The 17,025-nt window shown below is 70.1% G+C and carries 14 protein-coding genes and 1 tRNA gene; 7 read left to right on the top strand and 8 right to left on the bottom strand.

All coding sequences use genetic code 11. From position 1 onward, the window contains the following. Positions 1-345: 345 nt before the first annotated feature. From NP777_RS20530 to NP777_RS20515, 4 genes are all read right to left on the bottom strand, one after another. The gene (locus tag NP777_RS20530; protein ID WP_256651625.1) at positions 346-1,569 is read right to left on the bottom strand and encodes a hypothetical protein; all 1,224 of its coding nucleotides are present in this window, start codon (positions 1,567-1,569) and stop codon (positions 346-348) included. Then, the gene (locus NP777_RS20525) at positions 1,566-2,105 is read right to left on the bottom strand and encodes a hypothetical protein (protein ID WP_256651624.1); all 540 of its coding nucleotides are present in this window, start codon (positions 2,103-2,105) and stop codon (positions 1,566-1,568) included. The genes NP777_RS20530 and NP777_RS20525 overlap by 4 nt, the downstream gene beginning before the upstream one ends. A 519-nt stretch (positions 2,106-2,624) precedes the next feature. Then, positions 2,625-2,915: a hypothetical protein gene (locus NP777_RS20520; protein WP_256651623.1), complete on the bottom strand. Its 291-nt coding sequence runs from the start codon at positions 2,913-2,915 to the stop codon at positions 2,625-2,627. A gap of 587 nt (positions 2,916-3,502) precedes the next feature. Then, positions 3,503-3,781 carry a hypothetical protein gene (locus NP777_RS20515; RefSeq protein WP_256651622.1) on the bottom strand — a complete coding sequence of 93 codons (279 nt, stop codon included), beginning with the start codon at positions 3,779-3,781 and terminating at the stop codon, positions 3,503-3,505. Between the two features lie 79 nt (positions 3,782-3,860). On the opposite strand from NP777_RS20515, the gene NP777_RS20510 reads away from it, so the two are divergent. Then, positions 3,861-4,616: a GntR family transcriptional regulator gene (locus NP777_RS20510; protein ID WP_256651621.1), complete on the top strand. Its 756-nt coding sequence runs from the start codon at positions 3,861-3,863 to the stop codon at positions 4,614-4,616. 148 nt (positions 4,617-4,764) lie between these two features. On the opposite strand, the gene NP777_RS20505 is transcribed toward NP777_RS20510, so the two are convergent. Continuing rightward, positions 4,765-4,851 (bottom strand) — tRNA-Ser (locus NP777_RS20505). Positions 4,852-4,890: 39 nt separating this feature from the next. After that, positions 4,891-6,465, bottom strand: coding sequence for a S1C family serine protease (locus tag NP777_RS20500; protein ID WP_256651620.1), 1,575 nt, complete (start codon positions 6,463-6,465; stop codon positions 4,891-4,893). Between the two features lie 230 nt (positions 6,466-6,695). Here NP777_RS20500 and NP777_RS20495 point away from each other — a divergent pair, with 230 nt between their 5' ends. The 3 genes from NP777_RS20495 to NP777_RS20485 all read left to right on the top strand — a co-directional run bounded on the left by NP777_RS20495 (position 6,696) and on the right by NP777_RS20485 (position 9,403). Beyond that, complete coding sequence (locus NP777_RS20495) at positions 6,696-7,529, top strand: glycerophosphodiester phosphodiesterase (protein ID WP_256651619.1); 834 nt, start codon at positions 6,696-6,698, stop codon at positions 7,527-7,529. Between the two features lie 53 nt (positions 7,530-7,582). After that, the gene (locus NP777_RS20490) at positions 7,583-8,275 is read left to right on the top strand and encodes an ATP-binding protein (protein WP_391858546.1); all 693 of its coding nucleotides are present in this window, start codon (positions 7,583-7,585) and stop codon (positions 8,273-8,275) included. 159 nt (positions 8,276-8,434) lie between these two features. After that, positions 8,435-9,403, top strand: coding sequence for a DUF5926 family protein (locus NP777_RS20485; RefSeq protein WP_256651618.1), 969 nt, complete (start codon positions 8,435-8,437; stop codon positions 9,401-9,403). Positions 9,404-10,100: 697 nt separating this feature from the next. On the opposite strand, the gene NP777_RS20480 is transcribed toward NP777_RS20485, so the two are convergent. Further along, positions 10,101-10,775 (bottom strand): bifunctional DNA primase/polymerase, encoded by a 675-nt coding sequence (locus NP777_RS20480; RefSeq protein WP_256651617.1) that lies wholly within the window; start codon positions 10,773-10,775, stop codon positions 10,101-10,103. Between the two features lie 580 nt (positions 10,776-11,355). On the opposite strand from NP777_RS20480, the gene NP777_RS20475 reads away from it, so the two are divergent. Together NP777_RS20475 and NP777_RS20470 are read left to right on the top strand one after the other, a co-directional pair. Beyond that, positions 11,356-13,002 carry a PP2C family protein-serine/threonine phosphatase gene (locus NP777_RS20475; protein WP_256651616.1) on the top strand — a complete coding sequence of 549 codons (1,647 nt, stop codon included), beginning with the start codon at positions 11,356-11,358 and terminating at the stop codon, positions 13,000-13,002. A gap of 289 nt (positions 13,003-13,291) precedes the next feature. Further along, positions 13,292-14,788 (top strand): aminopeptidase P family protein, encoded by a 1,497-nt coding sequence (locus tag NP777_RS20470; protein ID WP_256651615.1) that lies wholly within the window; start codon positions 13,292-13,294, stop codon positions 14,786-14,788. 82 nt (positions 14,789-14,870) lie between these two features. Here the strand turns inward: NP777_RS20470 and NP777_RS20465 are convergent, their stop codons facing one another. After that, a complete protein-coding gene (locus NP777_RS20465; protein ID WP_256651614.1) occupies positions 14,871-15,365 on the bottom strand; it encodes a carboxymuconolactone decarboxylase family protein in 495 nt (164 codons plus the stop codon). Positions 15,366-15,547: 182 nt separating this feature from the next. Here NP777_RS20465 and pdxR point away from each other — a divergent pair, with 182 nt between their 5' ends. Then, the gene (pdxR, locus tag NP777_RS20460; protein ID WP_256651613.1) at positions 15,548-17,023 is read left to right on the top strand and encodes a MocR-like pyridoxine biosynthesis transcription factor PdxR; all 1,476 of its coding nucleotides are present in this window, start codon (positions 15,548-15,550) and stop codon (positions 17,021-17,023) included. Positions 17,024-17,025: the final 2 nt, after the last annotated feature.

Here is a 17,025-nt window from a genome sequence, read left to right as displayed (position 1 = left end):
TAGTTCTGCCGCTGGGATGCCCCAATCGCGCAGGGTCTATCGCAAGACTTGGGCCGTCCCTGGGCCGTCCGAGGCCGCTCGCTCGCCAGTGGCCAACGACGACCAATGACGACCCCTCGGGTGCTCACTAACGTCACCCTGGCCAGCAAAAACCCAGCTCACCAAGATCCCCGGCAAGACCCAGGGCAAGAAGACATGCCCCGACTCATCCATTGAGATACCGCCTGCCACACAATAATCTTGAAGAGAAGAATTTCTCCCCGCTACGGCGCTGCGGCAGAGATTGTTCTGGCGCCGAGAGCTGCATATTCGTGGCTCTCATTCAGGCTGCGGATCACATTGCCTTCATCGCCTCCGCTGGCCACCGAAAGCGACCTCACCTTCCAGAAGGATACCGTTGCCAGTTCTCGACAAGACGCCCACAGCAGTCGTAGTTACCCCACTGTTACGGGCCTCGACCGCCGCATAGTAATCACTTTCACTGACTGGAATTTGCACGTCAAAAATTTCATCGCGGCTTTCCGAGCGAAGGACAAATGAATACCGACTCCCCCAGTCTTCTATCCGTCTGTCATCGATCTGAAGTGCGACGACCTGACCGCTAATTTCTACGGTTTCCGCAGGTGGCAAGGATGGAGCGGGCGCAGGACGATCAGCCATTCTCCTAGTCGCCATCAACTCAAAGCGATTGCTATCACCAAGTCGGCTTTGTAGAAATTCCCTTGCCCTAGTTCCAGACAGAGCGATGCGATCAATAATTTCAGACTCAAGCGTGATCGGCCGATCAGGGATGCCGCGAGTAATTTTACGCCCCGACGCCCACCTGAAAGAAATGTCAACGAGTTGGAATCCTGGAACCTTAGAGAATGCCTGCAGCGAATCGGCTAGCGCAATCACTAGGGGTGCGAATTCATCCGATACCGCAGGATAGGCGGCGTCAGGAAGCGATTGAACTCGATGAAGACCGACGGCGAGATTTTCCATCACTCGACGCGCAAATAGAGCCCCTGGGCCTCTGCCGCTCCGTGGACCAGAAAGGATGGGGAAAATAAAGCTCCCCTTCCGTGTGTGCCCGAGTGATACATGCTTTGCGACGTACTCTCGAGCCTCTGGCCGCATTCGTCCAGTGAACTCTTTACCTGGGCTGGCGGTATAGCGCGCAGACATTGCCAGCATCCGTTGGGCTACACGCAAAACGCCATTGGCTTCGTCAATGCCTACGGAATCACTGTGATCGTCATCGTGAGAAAGGCGAAAAAGAAGTACGTCAGCGCTTTCGACACGAATGCGATGAGACAGTTCGGCGGCATCAATTTCATAGTAATTGGCAACTGCCGCGAGGAACTCGACGAACCTGCGCCTGAAGTCTCGGTATGTTACATTCATGGGCAGTAGGTGAATCTCGGACTCGGATTCCCCTTCCGGCGCCGTCGGCTCAGCCCATTCTTCTAGAAGGCCATCTCGACTATCAAACAGATCCCAGCCTTGGGCGTGCAGGTACTGGGACACCTGATCTGGAGGAATGATTGAAGCGAGGGTGTAGAAATCATCCATCGAATTCTGATTCACCACCCACCTCCATCACCAAGAATTTTGATCTCGCTTTTGATGTACTCGATATCGAATACGTCCTCGCGGCGAAGATGCACTGCCCCGGACTCTTGTCCTGAGGGCAGCGGGCGCCACTCACGAGGGTCAGACCTAAGCATGATGCCATCGAGCATCATGCGATCGCCCTGGGTGACGACCCGAGGGATCTCGGTGCCCCGTGGGAAGATGTGAGCCACGAACTTGATCGGCAGGAATGCTGGCGCCCGCAGGTTCTCGTACTGGTCACGCGGCAGTGAGATCGAGAAGTCTCCACCTGCCCGGGCGCGCGCTGCGCCACCCACGCTGCTCGCCTTGATCTGCACATCGAAGCGAGGACGTCGGCGCTGGTGTGGACCGGAGCCGATGACTGTCACGTCTAGGCAGTCATAGTCCAGCTGAGGATCGCTGAGGAAGCAGCCCGCCCCAGCAGCCAGAAGGCCGAGCGTCATGTAGCTGACGCGTTCCTTCAGCGCGCTTGCCGGTAGACCCCTGCGGCGAAGGTCCTCCTCGCTCACCCTCTGTACCCTCGCCCGGTCACGCCTCTAAGTACCCAATTTTCTGACGGTAGTTAATCCTTCGCCCTACTGTACTCGCCGAGCGCATGACTGGGGTTCAGGAGCCCAGGGCCGGAGGGGGCTGCGATCGCCCGTCTGGGAATCGAACACCGCTGACCGCGATCCGTGGACCGTCCGTACTTCCGGCCTCACGTGCGAGGACCACGGGGGACACCGGGGACCAGGACAGAAGTCGACGTCTGCCCAACCCCACTCCGCTCCAGGTCAGCCACGCGACCAGCCCTGAAGCACCCAAGCTCCCCAAGCTCAGGTCCCCTTCTTGCTCAGAGAGAGGGCGCGACACCAGCAGAGTCGAGGTGGACAGGGGGAGCAAGGCTAGGGCGAAAGCGATCGGCCGACCGTGCATCGCCAAGAGAAAAGCAGGGAGTCTCGGAAGGTATCCGAGACTCCCTGCTGTACTGCCCTGACTGCCAGCCAGTACCCGCCGTGGCAAGTCGACCAGGCGTTCCCTTGAGGGTGCTACTCAGGCGTTACCAAACGGTGCCCGCGGCTGGTCGCCACGCACAGCACGTCCCGCAGTGCGCCTGCCAACTGCGCGGCGACGAGCCTCAGTTTCTCCGCATCTTCGGTCTCATCATCGAGTACCTGAACTGACTGCTCCAGCAGTTCGGCCGCCATCCCGAGTTGCACCGACTCGATATGGTCCGCCAAGCGGGACACGTAGCCTTCCCGGTCATCGGTGTCCAGGTAGCACGGCTTGCCCTCTGGCCCCGCCCACGGGAGAAGCCTCAGTTCGTGATGTGCCGTCATCCCTGCATCTGCCTCTCGGTGGGTCTCGCTACTGGATGTCGGCGCGCCGCCGGGTGCCCTGCCGCTCATTGCTTCGCCTCTGCTGGTCGGGCCTGGTCAGACGCCGAGTGACACGGGCATGCGCACGCCTCGTAGATCAACGGCACGTCCACCGGCGCCGAAGTTGGGGAGGACTCCGTGCAAGGGTCGTGTGTGCCGATCCGGCAGGCAGGCGAGCGGTAGGGGGCGGCCGGACTGTGGGTGTGCCGTCGAGAGCGCATCAGCTGGCCCTCAGGAGAGCCGACCGGGCCGCAGTCGGCAGATGGGGAGCGACGACAACCGTCGGGTGCCGTCGTGGGCGCCTTTCCCAGGCCAGCACGTACGGGCGGACGAGCGCGGTTTCCTCGGCCGTGAGCGAGTAGCGGTGCCCCGCCCGGTCGGAGGCCCGGCTCAGGACGGCCGTCGGTTCGTCTGCGGGCGCAGACGCGGCGGGAGCGACCGGCGGTCGGGAGGGCGTTGAGGGGCGGCGGTGCCTGCCCTTGGAGACGTGCCGCGCCCTGGTGAGGGAAGCAGCGCGGCGGATACGGTTGAGCACGCTGAATCAGCTCCTATCGCTGATGGCTCGGTCCCCCGACATCGCCCGTCGTGGGGACCGGCTTGTTTACGACCGCCCGGAGAGTGCGGCCGTTCCGGCAGGTGGCGAGGAGCCCGAACCGATCGGCCTCGGCCAGCGCCGCCAGGACCTCCTTCCATGACTCGGCGGAGAGTGATTCCGGCACCTCCGCTTCGACCGATGTGAATCGGGCGTGCTCCTCCACGCGCGTGGGGAGCCCGACGGCGGACAGCCGGGCGGCGATGGCCGCCGCGCTTACTCCCGAAGCGGGCACAGGGCAGCCTCCGTCAACCGGAGATCACTTTCAGTGAAGCTAGTTAACTAGATTAGAGCTAGTGGACTAGATTTTCCATATGTCTGAGCAGCCGCCCTATCTCCGCATCGCCGACGAACTCCGGCGGCGGATCGCGGAGCATGTGTGGGAGCCGGGGGACCGTCTGCCGTCCCGCGCCCAGATCGGCCAGGAGTGCGGGGTGGGCGAGAACGTGGTCCGCCGGGCGCAGGAGTTGCTGATCTCCCAGGGTGTGCTGGAGGGCCGAGCCGGATCGGGTACCTACGTCGCCGAGCCCCGAAAGCGGGTGCGGGTTGTCCGGTCGTCAGCGCGCGAGCAGCCTGAAGGGTCGCCGTTCCGCGCGGACATGAGGGCAGTCGGCAAGCACGGCGACTGGGAGAGCCGGACCGATGCCAAGGTTCCCGCCCCGGCGGAGATCGCGGCGCGACTGGGCATCGCCGAGGGCGAGTTGTGCGTCCGGACGTCGTACGAGTTCCTGGCCGACGGCAGGCCCGTGCAGCTCTCGACGAGTTGGGAGCCGTACGACCTCACGGCCGGCACGCTCGTCGTCCTCCCCGAGGGAGGGCCGCACGCCGGGGCGGGCGTCGTGAATCGTATGGCCGTTATCGGAATCACCGTCAGCCATGCCGTGGAGCAGCCGGAGCCGAGGCAGGCGACCGCCGAGGAGGCGTCGCTTCTCGGGATTCAGAAGACCGCGCTCGTCACGCACATCCGGCGGACGTACTACAGCGACCAGGGGCGGCCCGTGGAGACGGCGGACATCGTCGTACCCGCCGCTCACTGCGAGATCGTGTACGAGATTCCGATCAATCGGTAGTCTGCGTGGGGCCTATTCAGCCGATGTTCGGCCGTGCCCCTGCCGTGCCCGATCGGTCGGGGAAACATGGGGAACGGCGGTCTCCGGCGGGTAGTGCGCATGGCGACGGCCCCCGACCGTCTTGCCTGGTCAGGGGCCGTAAACACTGCGGAGGCTGAGGGATTTGAACCCTCGGTGACATCGCTGCCACGACGGTTTTCAAGACCGTTCCCTTAGGCCGCTCGGGCAAGCCTCCCCGCGCCATTCGTGATGGCGCGGGGATCAGCCTAGCGCGTCAGCTGTCACCCTTGCGCTTCCCCAAGGTGACGTCCACCTTGGACACCTTGTCGCCGCGCTTGTAGGTGAGGGTGACCTTGTCGCCCGGCTGGTGGGTCCAGATCTCGCTGATGAGGGTGGGGCCGCTGTCGATGACCGTGTCGTCGAGCTTGGTGATCACGTCGCCGGACTTGAGGCCGGCCTTGTCGGCCGGGCCGCCGGGGACGACGGCGGGGCTGCCGCCGGCGCCGTTGGAGGCGATGGTGGCGCCGCTGGTGGAGTCCTTCATGTTGACCGTGGCCTCGATGACCGGGTAGACGGGCTGGCCCGTCTTGATCAGCTGCTCGGCGACGTTCTTGGCCTGGTTGATCGGGATCGCGAAGCCGAGGCCGATGCTGCCGGACTGCTGGGACTCGCCGAGGCCGCTGCCGTTGCCGGCGGACTGGATGGCGGAGTTGATGCCGATAACGCCGCCGTCCGCATTGAGCAGCGGGCCGCCGGAGTTGCCCGGGTTGATGGAGGCGTCGGTCTGGAGGGCGCTCATGTACGAGGCGTTGCCGCTGCCTCCGTCGCTGGAGGCGACCGGGCGGTTCTTGGCGCTCACGATGCCGGTGGTGACGGTGCCGGAGAGGCCGAAGGGGGCGCCGATGGCGACGGTGGCGTCGCCCACGGCGACCCGGTCGGAGTTGCCGAGCGGAAGCGGGTCGAGCTTGGCGTCCGCGGCGTTCTTGAGCTTGACCACGGCGACGTCGTAGCCCTGGGCACGGCCGACGACCTGGGCGGTGTACCGCTTGCCGTTGGAGAAGGTGGCGGTCAGCTTGCCGTTGTCGGCGGCCGAGGCGACGACGTGGTTGTTGGTGAGGATGTGGCCCTGCTTGTCGTAGACGAAGCCGGTGCCGGTGCCGCTCTCGCCGTTGTTGCCCTGGGCCTCGATGGTGACGACGCTGGGCAGGGTCTTGTTGGCGATGCTCGACACCGAGCCGGGCGCGCGGCTCTCGGTCTTGGGGTTGCCGTAGGCGGAGACGGTGGTGGTGTCGCCGCTGTCGCTCTCCCGGTCGGCGGCCCAGAAGCCGATGCCGCCGCCGATGCCGCCCGCGACCAGGACGGCGGCCAGCACGGCGGCGACCAGCCCGCGGGGCTTGCGCTCGAACGGGCTGGAGGGCGGCGGCACGGGAGCGGTCCCCCACGGTCCGCCGGAGCCGCCCTGCCCGTCGCCCTGGTCGCCGTGCGGCTGTCCGCCCTCGGCCGACCACCACGGGCTGGGCTGCCCGCCGTCCGGGCCGGGGCCCGGGGCGCCGGACGCGCCGCCGCCTGACCCGTCGCCCGCGCCGGCCGACGCCGGGACGGCCGCGGGAGCGGGCGGGGGCGTCGACGGGGGCTGGGCGGGGGGCGCCGACGGCGCGGGGCCGGGGGCTCCCGGCGACCCTGCGGCGTCGGGGGTGCCTATGGGCCCGTCCGGTGCGCCCGGCCGCGTGCCCGCGGTCGGCTCGTAATCCGGCGCGGGCGGCACCGCCGGGTTCGGGTGCGGCGCTGGAGGGGCCGGATGCGGCCCGGGCGCGGGCGGAACGGCAGAGCCCTCGTTCTCGGTGCTCACAGCTCTCTCCTCAGGTGCACGACAGATTTCCTCGACGGCCCACGTGTACGTCTTACCGATACGTCTTACCGTCGTCAGCTTTTCCCACAGCGCGTCAGACCGCCGTAAGGAGCGACAGCCCCGCGGACTACCACCCTTTATCCCGGACAATTCGCCCTACCGCCATTCCGTGCGAACGAACGGAGGGGCCGAGTCCACCGGCCCACACCGGGCGGTGGCACCATAACGCGGTGACCTATGCGCGCCCTGCCCGGGACAGCCGCCCCTGGCCTCACACCGTCTCCGTCGTCGCCCACCGCGGGGCCTCCGAGGACGCCCCGGAGCACACCCTGGCCGCCTACCGTAAGGCAATCGAGGACGGTGCCGACGCCCTGGAGTGCGATGTCCGGCTGACCGCCGACGGGCATCTCGTCTGTGTGCACGACCGCCGCATCGACCGCACCTCCAACGGCCGGGGCGCGGTCTCGGCGCTGGAGCTGTCCGATCTGGCGGCCCTGGACTTCGGCTCCTGGAAGGGCCGGGCCACCGACCGGGAGGAGCCGGACCGCGACAGCCGGGACAGCGTCTCCGTCCTCACCCTGGAACGGCTCCTGGGCCTCGTCGCGGACGCCGGACGCCGGATCGAACTGGCGATCGAAACCAAGCACCCCACCCGGTGGGCGGGCCAGGTGGAGGACCGGCTGCTCGCGCTGCTGCGCCGCTTCGGCCTGGACGTGCCGCCGCCCGGCGAACGTTCACCCATCCGTGTGATGAGCTTCTCAGCGCGCTCCCTGCACCGGATCCACGCCGGAGCCCCCGCCATCCCCACCGTCTACCTGATGCAGTTCATACTGCCGCGCCACCGGGACGGGCAGCTGCCGGTCGGGGTGCGGATCGCGGGGCCGAGCATCCGGATCGTACGGAACCACCCGGGCTATGTGGCACGGCTGCAGCGCGAGGGGCACCGAGTGCACGTCTGGACCGTCGATGAACCGGAGGACGTCGAATTGTGCGTCCGCCTGGGCGTTGACGCGCTGATCACCAATCGCCCCAAACAGGTACTGTCCCAACTCGGACGCTCATAATGGGCATTACAAGGCGTGCACCGGCGCGTTCGGTACGTATTCGATCGTGACGAGTGCGTCACGCGATGCCACTTGGCCGGTTTCCGCTCCAGCACCGCGGGGCATTCATCCCGTGGCGTGGGGCTAAGGAGGTCTCGGGGGTGGCGTTGGTGGTGGCACGGCAGGTGCCGACGTCGTCGACCATGGCCGTACCCCATGGTCCTGCGGGCGTCCGCGCGGCAAGACAGCGGATGCGCATCGATTTGGGCAGGACTGGGGTATCGGATTCGGTCATAGACGACGCTGTATTGATCCTTTCAGAACTGCTCAGCAACGCATGGCGGCATGGCCGCCCCTGGCGTTCCGACCATGGTGGCGGCACGGTCCGGGCTGCATGGACCGTCGACGAGGACGACCGGCTGACGGTCGAAGTGACGGATGGTGGCGGACCCACAAGGCCACTTCCGGCCAATCCGTCGGTGACCGCACGCGGCGGCCGCGGGCTGAACATCATCACGTCGCTGGCCGAGGAATGGGGCGTGCGGGACGGCATCGGCGAAGTCACCGTATGGGCCCTTCTCCCGTCCGACGACGAATTCGCCCACCGCGTCACGATTCCCTCGGATCTCTCCCCGGAGCTGAACCCCCGCCTGGGTGCGGAACTGGCTTCCGGACTGCGTCCGGGCCTCGGCTCGAATATCGAGGCGAACATCGACCCCGATTTCGATCGCGAGCTGGACTTCGCCGATCTGGACGAGCTCGCGTAGCCGACGCGGCTCAGGGAGCCGACGCGGTTCGGCCAAAGGGCTAGGCTCGCGCCCGTACCAGTCGTACGCGCCGTAAGGAGAGCATCGCCGCGGCCGTACGCAGACCGTCACGGGCGTACGAGCAAGCCCTGAGCCGCACGATCGGGAGACAGCCTCACCATGGCCAAGAAGCGCCGCCCCCAGACGAAGGCCACAGGCCCACGGGTCGCCAACGGCGAGATCCCCGTGGTGGGCGCGCGGGAGCCCTGCCCGTGCGGTTCGGGCCGTCGCTACAAAGCCTGTCACGGCAGGGAAGCCGCACACGCCGTCACCGAGCTGGTGCAGCGCCCCTTCGAGGGGCTCCCCGGCGAATGCGACTGGGTGGCCCTGCGCGAGCTGGTGCCCGCCGCCACCGTCGAGCTGACCCTCGCCGAGGGGCTGCCCGAGGGGGTTCCGTCGGTCACCCTGGCGACCGTGCTGCCCATGGCGTGGCCCGCGCTGCGCCGCGACAACGGCACCGTGCTGCTCGGCCTCCAGAACGACACGCCCTCCGGCGACATCAGCCGCGACCTGGCCGACACCCTGCGCCGCGCGCTGACCGCCGAGCCGGGCACCCCGGTGGCCGCCGAGCGGGCTCCGGGCGACGGTCCGCGGCTGCAGGATCTGCTCGACCCGAAGGGCACTTTCTCGCCGACCCTGCACGAGGGGTTCGAGTTCTGGCTCGAGGACGCCGCGAACGCGACCGGAGAGGTCGCCGCGTCCCTGGAACGGGCCAACGCGGCCGCGATCCCCACCGCCCGGCTCACCGGCGTGGAGGCGGCCTACTGGTGCCAGACGCCGGAGAAGAACCACCTGCGCTGGGTGATGTCCCACCCCGAGGAGAAGCTGCTGGACGCGCTCGCCCGGCTGCACGCCGCGGGGGCCTCCTCGCTCGGCGAGAACACCCGGCTGGTGGGCTCCTTCCGGGCCCATGGGCTCACGGTGCCGGTGTGGGATCTGCCACGCGGGATGAGCGCCGAGGACATCGAGAAGCCGGCCGTGGACCTCGCCGAACGCCTCGCTGAGGCGCTCGCCGCCGACGCCCCGCTGACGCCCGAGCAGCGGCGCGCCCGGGGCGGTCTCACCAACCGTCAGGTGACGCTGAGCTGACGTCCCCCGGACGGCCGGAGGGCGCCGCGGAGGCACGTGACGCCGCTCACAACTCACTGTTACGCCCTGCAAATCGACGTCCGGAAATCCGCGATCGAATTTGCTATCGGCCGATCTCTTGTTACGGTTCTAAAAGCCCGGTCGCTGGTGCATCCCCCGTCGCCAGCGACCGGGCGCTTCCATGTCCGCGTCCGGACGGCGGGGCGAGGCGGTGGGGTAGGTATGGACCAACTGCCCGCGGCGGCAAAGGAGTTTCTCCCGGGCCCGGTGCGGGAGTCGCCCCCAGGGCCCGGCAAACGTGGTGAGGGAGTTCTCTCCCGGGCCCGGTGAGCGCGGTGAGGGAGTTGTCCCCAGGGCCGGGTAAGCCCGGTGCGGGAGTCGCCCCCAGGGCCCCGTAAGAGAATTGCTCCAGGGCCCACAGCGCGCGGCACCGGCTCGCTCGCACGGGAAGCCCCTCAGACCCCTGTGCCTGCGCCCTGCGCCCTGCGCCCTGCGCCCTGCGCCCTGCGCCCTGCGCCCTGCGCCCACGGAAACGCCGGGCCCGGAGCCGCCGGAACGGGCTCAGAGCCAGAAACGGGCCCGGAGCCCAGGAAATCGCCTCCCCGGCCTCCGAGCCCGCACTCACACACCCGCGAGCGTCACGCTCAGCGGTCCGCCGCGCTCAGCGGCCCCCGAACCCCCGCACCCGGGGCCCGCCTCAGTAGGCGAGCCGGCTGCCTCCGTCGGGCGCGCTGGTGCTGGCCTCGACCAACGCGTTCACCACCGTGGCCACCTGGGGCAGCCAGGGCCGCCCGGAGCGGCGCAGCGGCGGCCGCTCCCAGCGCACCCGCCCGGAGCCGGTCTGCGACGGCGGCAGCACCACATAGCCGCCCTCGCCGTGGAACCGCAGCGAGCTGGGCACCCAGTCCTGCTGACTCAGCAGCTCGCCGAGGTCTTCGAGGGAGTACGGCTCCACCAGCAGCGACCAGCGAGTGGGCGTGGCGACCACCGGGCCGAGCCGCACACCCGCCCGGTCGAAGAACGCCAGCGCCCGCGCCCCGGCGACCGCGGGCAGGCTCACCGCGCAGGGCGCGTGGCCGCCGGTGGCCAGCAGGAGGGGCGCGGAGGGCCGGTTGCCCCACCACCAGCGCACCATGCGCTCGTCCGTGGTGGCGGCGAGGAGAACAGGGTCGAACGGATGTCCACCCGGAACCGCACATTCCGGGTCGGGGCAGCCGCATACCCGCGACCGGCCGCCGCCGGACCGGAGCCCGACGCCGGGGACCACGGGCCACTGCCACTCGGTGGCGCAGGTGAGCGCCGCACGCAGCAGCGGCGACCGCGCGCCGCGCCGCAGCGAGAACTTGCGTCGCCTTCCGAGGATCTCGCGCATGAGCGCTCGTTCCTTTCCGTTAACGCCGAGGGCTGTCCGTCGCACTACATCGCACTTCAGATGGCACTTCACTTAGCACTACGTGGCGCTGTCCGGCATCGTTCGGCCCGTCACAGCAGGTGGATCACAAGTCACTGCGCGTACAAGGCAGCGCATCACGCCGCAGGCCGAGCGTGGAACGTGGCGAGGGGTGGCGTGCGCATGGCGCTCGCCGTCCGGTTGGTGCCTTCCTCGCCACTCGGGGATGGGCGCGGCCGTTGTGGTCTATGACGCCTGGACCGGCCGCGGGGTTCCGGGGCGATCCGAACTGCCCCTGCCCCTCTCCGATGTGTACCCGCCGCGGTGGAGACGACGCGCTGTCGAACGACGTCAGTCGACCTCGAAGGGATAGCCTAACGACTTTTTTTCGGCCAAGTTCAATTCCCCCCAGACACCAACAAGACCACCGGGACAATGCTGGACATCGCATCTGCGCTCCGTGTACATCTGGAGACAGTAGCGGCACAGTAGCGGCGCAGCACGACAGGGGGTTTGCGATGCTATTGAGCGAGCCGGACCCGGCGGGTGAAGGCAGCGGGCCATGAACGCGCCCCACGCGCCGAAAGTGGCTGGAATCGATCCTTCCCTCCCCTCGCCCACGCAAACTGCCGACCCCGTCACACCACCCCTGACCGCGCCCAGCTCCGGTGTTCAGGACCGGCTCGCGGGCTGGGTCTCGGACCTCACCACCCTTCATGAGCTCACCGAACGGCTGGTCCGGACCGACGCCCTCGACGAGGCGCTGCGCGAACTGCTGCGCGCGGGCGCGTCCCTGGTCGGTGCCCGGCGCGGACTGGTGGCGCTCGAACCGGCCGACGGGCTCGGACCGGTGGTCACCGTGGGGCTCGGTCTCGGCCACGCCGACCTCGGCCAGATCGAGACCATCCCGCGCGGCTCCGCCTCCGCCGGCCATCTCCTGGACGGGCTGCCCGAGCCGGACGGCGAGCGGCGCGCCGATGTGACCCACCCCGATATCGCCGGTGAGGCCGACCTCGACCCGCGCCACCGCGAGGTGGCCGCGCGGCTCGGCTTCGCCGCGAGCTACGCCGTGCCGCTGGACCCGTTCCGCGCCACCCCCTGCGCCACGCCCGGCCTTTCCGCCATCCCCGCGCCCGCCCCCGGCGCCGACGGGGGCGGCACCGGCACCGGCTCCCCGGCGGGCTCGGACGACCACGACCACGACCACCCGGCCCCCGGCGGCCCCGGAACGACGGGCGTCACCGACGCCCCCCGCGCGCCCGGCACCGGCCACGTGGGTGAAGCGGCCGCCGCGCCTGCGTCCGGCCTTACGGCCGCCATGGGCGCCGGCGGCCCCTCCGGGCGGCTCGGCGGAGCCGCCTGGCTCTACGACGAACCCGCCGAGCCCGCCGAGCGCCGGCGCCATCTCGTGGGCCTGTACTGCCAGTACGCCGCCGCCCACATCGCCCGGCTGATCGAGCTCTCCCGCGCCCGTGCCGCCGTCGCGACCGTCCAGGAGGAGCTGCTGCCCACCCGGCTGCCCCGCGTTCCCGGGGTGCGCCTGGCCGTCCGCCACCACCCCGGTCCGCGCGGCGGCGGGGACTGGTACGACGCGCTGCCGCTGCCGGACGGGGCGCTCGGGCTCTCGGTGGGCGGGGTCTCCGGCTCCGGGCCGAGCGCCGTGGTCGCGATGGGGCGGCTGCGGGCCTCGCTGCGGGCGTACGCGGTGATGGAGGGCGAGGACCCGGTCGCCGTGCTGTCCGACCTGGAGCTGCTGCTGCGGCTCACCGAGCCCGCCCGCTCCGCGACCGCCCTCTTCGCCTACTGCGAGCCCGGGACGCGCAAGGTGGTGCTGGCCGGGGCCGGGCACTGCCCGCCGCTGCTCACCGGGGAGCGGCGCACCGAGTTCGTGGAGACCACCCTGTCCGCGCCGCTGGGGATGCTCTCGTGCTGGGAGGCGCCCAGCGTGGAGGTCGCGCCGTCCTCCGGAGAGACCCTCCTCTTCTACAGCGACGGACTGCTCCACCGCACCGGTGAGCCGATGGACCGGGCCTTCACCCGGTTGCACACGGCCGCGGCGAGCGCTCCCAAGGGCGTCCGCGGCGACCCGGACGCCCTCGCCGACCATGTGCTCCGTACGGTCCTTCCCGACGGTCCGGCGTCCTCCGTGGGGCGGCCCTCGGAGGACGGCACCGAGGACCTCGTCCTGCTCGTGGCGCACTTCGACTGACGCGGGGCCCAGGTTGGCTGACGCGTGGCCTCCGTCGGCCGGCGCGTGGCCCACGTCGAGTGACGCGTGGCCTCCTTACGGTGGGGACGGCCCTCTTACGGCGGGGACGGCCTCCTTAACGGCCTGGGCAGCCCTCTTACGGCCGGAGCGGCCCCCTTACGGCCGGAGCGGCCCCCTTAGCCGGGGCGGCCCCCTTACGGCCGGGACTCGAGCGGAACCACGGCCCACGCTGGAGCCGTGGTCGCCCGGCACCTACGGCCCTCCCCGGCCGTCAGGCCCCGCACATACGATGGGAGGGGTCCAGTTCGAGGAGGAAGACGTGACCGAGGAGCCCACTTCCGAAGCCCCGGAGACCCCGGAAGGCGAGGAGCCCATCAAGCAGCGGAAGAACGGCCTGTACCCAGGCGTTTCCGACGAGCTCGCCGAGAGCATGAAGTCCGGCTGGGCGGACACCGAGCAGCACGACCTGGAGCCCCTCGCACAGGCTCCGTACACCGCCCGCCGCCGCGCCGCGCTCTCCGCGCGCTTCCCCGGCGATCGCCTGGTCGTCCCCGCGGGCAATCTCCGCACGCGCTCCAACGACACGGACTACAGCTTCCGCGCCTCGACCGAGTACGCGTACCTCACCGGCGACCAGACCGAGGACGGTGTCCTGGTGCTGGAGCCCGAGGCGGGCGGCGGCCACACCGCGACGCTGTATCTGCTGCCGCGCTCCGACCGGGAGAACGGCGAGTTCTGGCTGGACGGCCAGGGCGAGCTGTGGGTCGGCCGCCGGCTCAGCCTTACGGAGGCCGAGAAGCGGCTGGGCCTGCCCGCCAGGGACGTCCGCAAGCTGGCCGACGAGCTCCGGGACGCCGGCGGCCCGGTCCGTATCGTGCGCGGTCACGACGCCGGTCTGGAGGCCGCGCTGACCGACAAGGTCACCGCTGAGCGCGACGAGGAGCTGCGGGTCTTCCTCAGCGAGCAGCGCCTGGTCAAGGACGAGTTCGAGATCGGGCAGCTGCAGGCGGCGGTCGACTCGACGGCCCGCGGCTTCGAGGACGTCGTCAAGGTTCTGGACAAGGCGCGGGCGACATCGGAGCGCTATATCGAAGGAACGTTCTTCCTTCGGGCCCGGGTCGAGGGCAACGACGTCGGCTACGGCACCATCGCCGCCGCGGGCCCGCACGCCACCACCCTGCACTGGGTGCGCAACGACGGCCCGGTCCGCTCCGGCGATCTGCTCCTGCTGGACGCGGGCGTGGAGACCACCACCCTCTACACCGCCGATGTGACCCGCACCCTGCCGGTGAACGGCACCTACAGCCCGCTGCAGCGCAAGGTCTACGAGGCGGTCTACGAGGCCCAGGAGGCGGGCATCGCCGCGGTCCGGCCGGGTGCGAAGTACCGCGACTTCCATGACGCCGCCCAGCACGTCCTCGCCACCAGGCTCGTCGAATGGGGCCTGGTCGAGGGTCCGGTGGAGCGGGTGCTCGAGCTGGGGCTGCAGCGTCGCTGGACGCTGCACGGCACCGGCCACATGCTCGGCATGGACGTCCACGACTGCGCCGTGGCCCGCACCGAGACCTATGTGGACGGCACCCTGGAGCCCGGTATGTGCCTGACGGTCGAGCCGGGGCTGTACTTCCAGCCCGACGACCTGACCGTGCCGGAGGAGTACCGGGGCATCGGCGTCCGGATCGAGGACGACATCCTGGTCACGGAGGACGGCAACCGCGTGCTGTCGGCCGCGCTGCCGCGGACCGCCGATGACGTCGAGGCGTGGATGGCCCGCCTGACCGGCTGAGGCGGCCCCGAAGCGGCGGCTCATCGCCCGATCGCGTGGGTCCCCCGTGGGGAGCGGCGGCGCCGCTCCCCACGGTGCGTTCTCAGTTCTGCCCCGGCACCTTGCGGGTGGTCACCGCGATCCGGTTCCAGGAGTTGATCGTGAAGATGAGGGCGATGAGCTGGGCCAGCTCCCGCTCCTCGAAGTGCCGGGCGGCCCGCTCGTAGACCTCGTCCGGGACGCCGCCGGGCAGCAGCGTGACCGCCTCGGTGAGCGCCAGGGCGGCCTGCTCCTTCTCGGTGTAGAACCCGGCCTCACCGGCCTCCTCCCAGACCCCCACCAGGGCGATGCGCTCCTTGCTCTCGCCCGCCTCATGGGCGTCGGTGGTGTGCATATGGAGGCAGTACGCGCAGTGGTTGAGCTGGGAGGAGCGGATCTGCACCAGCTCCACCAGGGCCGGGTCCAGGCCCTCGCGGGCGGCCGCGTCCAGGCTGATCAGCGCCTTGAACGCCTTGGGGGCGGCCTTGGCGAAGTTGACCCGCCCGGTCGTCCGCCGCGCCGCCGTCGCGCTCTGTGTCGTCGTCGCGGTCTGTGTCACCGTCTCCGTCGTCGTCGCGCTCTGTGCCGTCGTCCCTGTCGTCGCGGTTGTCGTCGTCCCTGTCGTCGCGGTTGTCGCCGTCCCTGTCGTCGCGGTCTGTGCCGTCGCCGTCCGTGCCGGTGTCGAAGTCGTCATGAGAATGAAATTAGGCCGCTAAGCGACCCTCTGTAGGGTGCATTCCCATGGCGGATTCATGGGTCAATTCGGCGGAGGTCCTCGGCAGTGACCTCCATCTGGAGCTGACCCGCGCGGGCAGCCGCAGGGCCGCCCTGATGGCCGCGCTGCGGGAGGCCATCCGCGACGGGCGGCTCGCCCCGGAGACCCGGCTGCCGCCTTACCGTTCCCTCGCCGCCGACCTGGGCATCGCCCGGAACACGGTCGCCGACGCCTACGCCGAACTGGTCGCCGAGGGCTGGCTCACCGCCCGCCAGGGCTCCGGGACCCGGGTGGCGCCCCGCCCCGCATCGCCCCCGTCCCGGCGGCGCACGCCCGGCCGGGAGCGCGGCGGGCGGCCGTCCGGGGCGACCGGCGGCCGCCGCGGGCCCAGGCCCGCCTCGCACCCGGCGCACAACCTGCTCCAGGGCCAGCCGGACGCCGCCTCCTTCCCCCGCACCGCCTGGCTCGCCTCGGCCCGCCGCGCCCTGACCGCCGCGCCCCACGAGGCGTTCGGCCCCGGTGATCCGCGCGGCCGCCCGGAGCTGCGCCGCGCCCTGGCCGACTACCTCGCCCGCGTCCGGGGCGTACGCACCGACCCCGAGCGGATCGTCGTGTGCGCGGGCTTCGCGCACGCGGTGCGGCTGCTGAGCGACACCCGGCTGCTGCGGCCCCGGATGGCCGTCGAGTCCTACGGCCTGGCCTTCCACCGCTCGCTGCTGAGATCGGCCGGGATCCGTACGGTCCCGCTCCCCCTGGACGCCGATGGCGCCCTTACGGACGGACTGGCCGACCTCGACGGCGTACGGGCTGCCCTGCTCACCCCCGCCCACCAGTTCCCCACCGGCGGTCCGCTGCACCCCGAGCGGCGGGCCGCGGCCGTCGCCTGGGCGCGGGAGAGCGGCGGTCTGGTGCTGGAGGACGACTACGACGGGGAGTTCCGCTACGACCGCCGTCCGGTGGGCGCCGTGCAGGGCCTCGACCCCGACCGGGTGGTCTACGTCGGCTCGGTCAGCAAGAGCCTCTCCCCGGCCCTGCGGCTGGGCTGGATGGTGCTGCCGGACCACCTGGTCGACGGCCTGCTGGCCACCAAGGGGGAGCGCGAGGGCTGGACCGGCGTCCTCGACCAGCTGACCCTCGCGGACTTCATCGAATCGGGCGGCTACGACCGCCATGTGCGGCGCATGCGCCAGCAGTACCGCCGTCGGCGGGATCAGCTCGTCGCCGCCCTCGCCGAACGCGCGCCCCATATCCGCGTATCGGGGATCGCGGCCGGACTGCACGCGGTGCTCGAGCTGCCGCCCGGCACCGAGCGGTCCGCCCTCCGCGCCGCCGCCTGGCAGGGGCTGGCGCTCGACGGGCTCGGCGGCTACCGCCACCCGGACGCCGCCACACCCCATCGCGACGGGCTCGTGGTGGGCTACGCGACCCCGTCCGAGCACTCCTTCGCGGGGGCGCTGGACGCGCTGTGCCGCGCCCTGCCCCCCGAACAGACAACTACCTGACG

It is taken from the genome of Streptomyces rugosispiralis, from assembly GCF_024505145.1.
Taxonomy (GTDB): Bacteria; Actinomycetota; Actinomycetes; order Streptomycetales; family Streptomycetaceae; genus Streptomyces; species Streptomyces rugosispiralis.
Note: the sequence above shows the minus strand (reverse complement) of the source record. Positions and strands in the feature narration are given on the sequence as shown.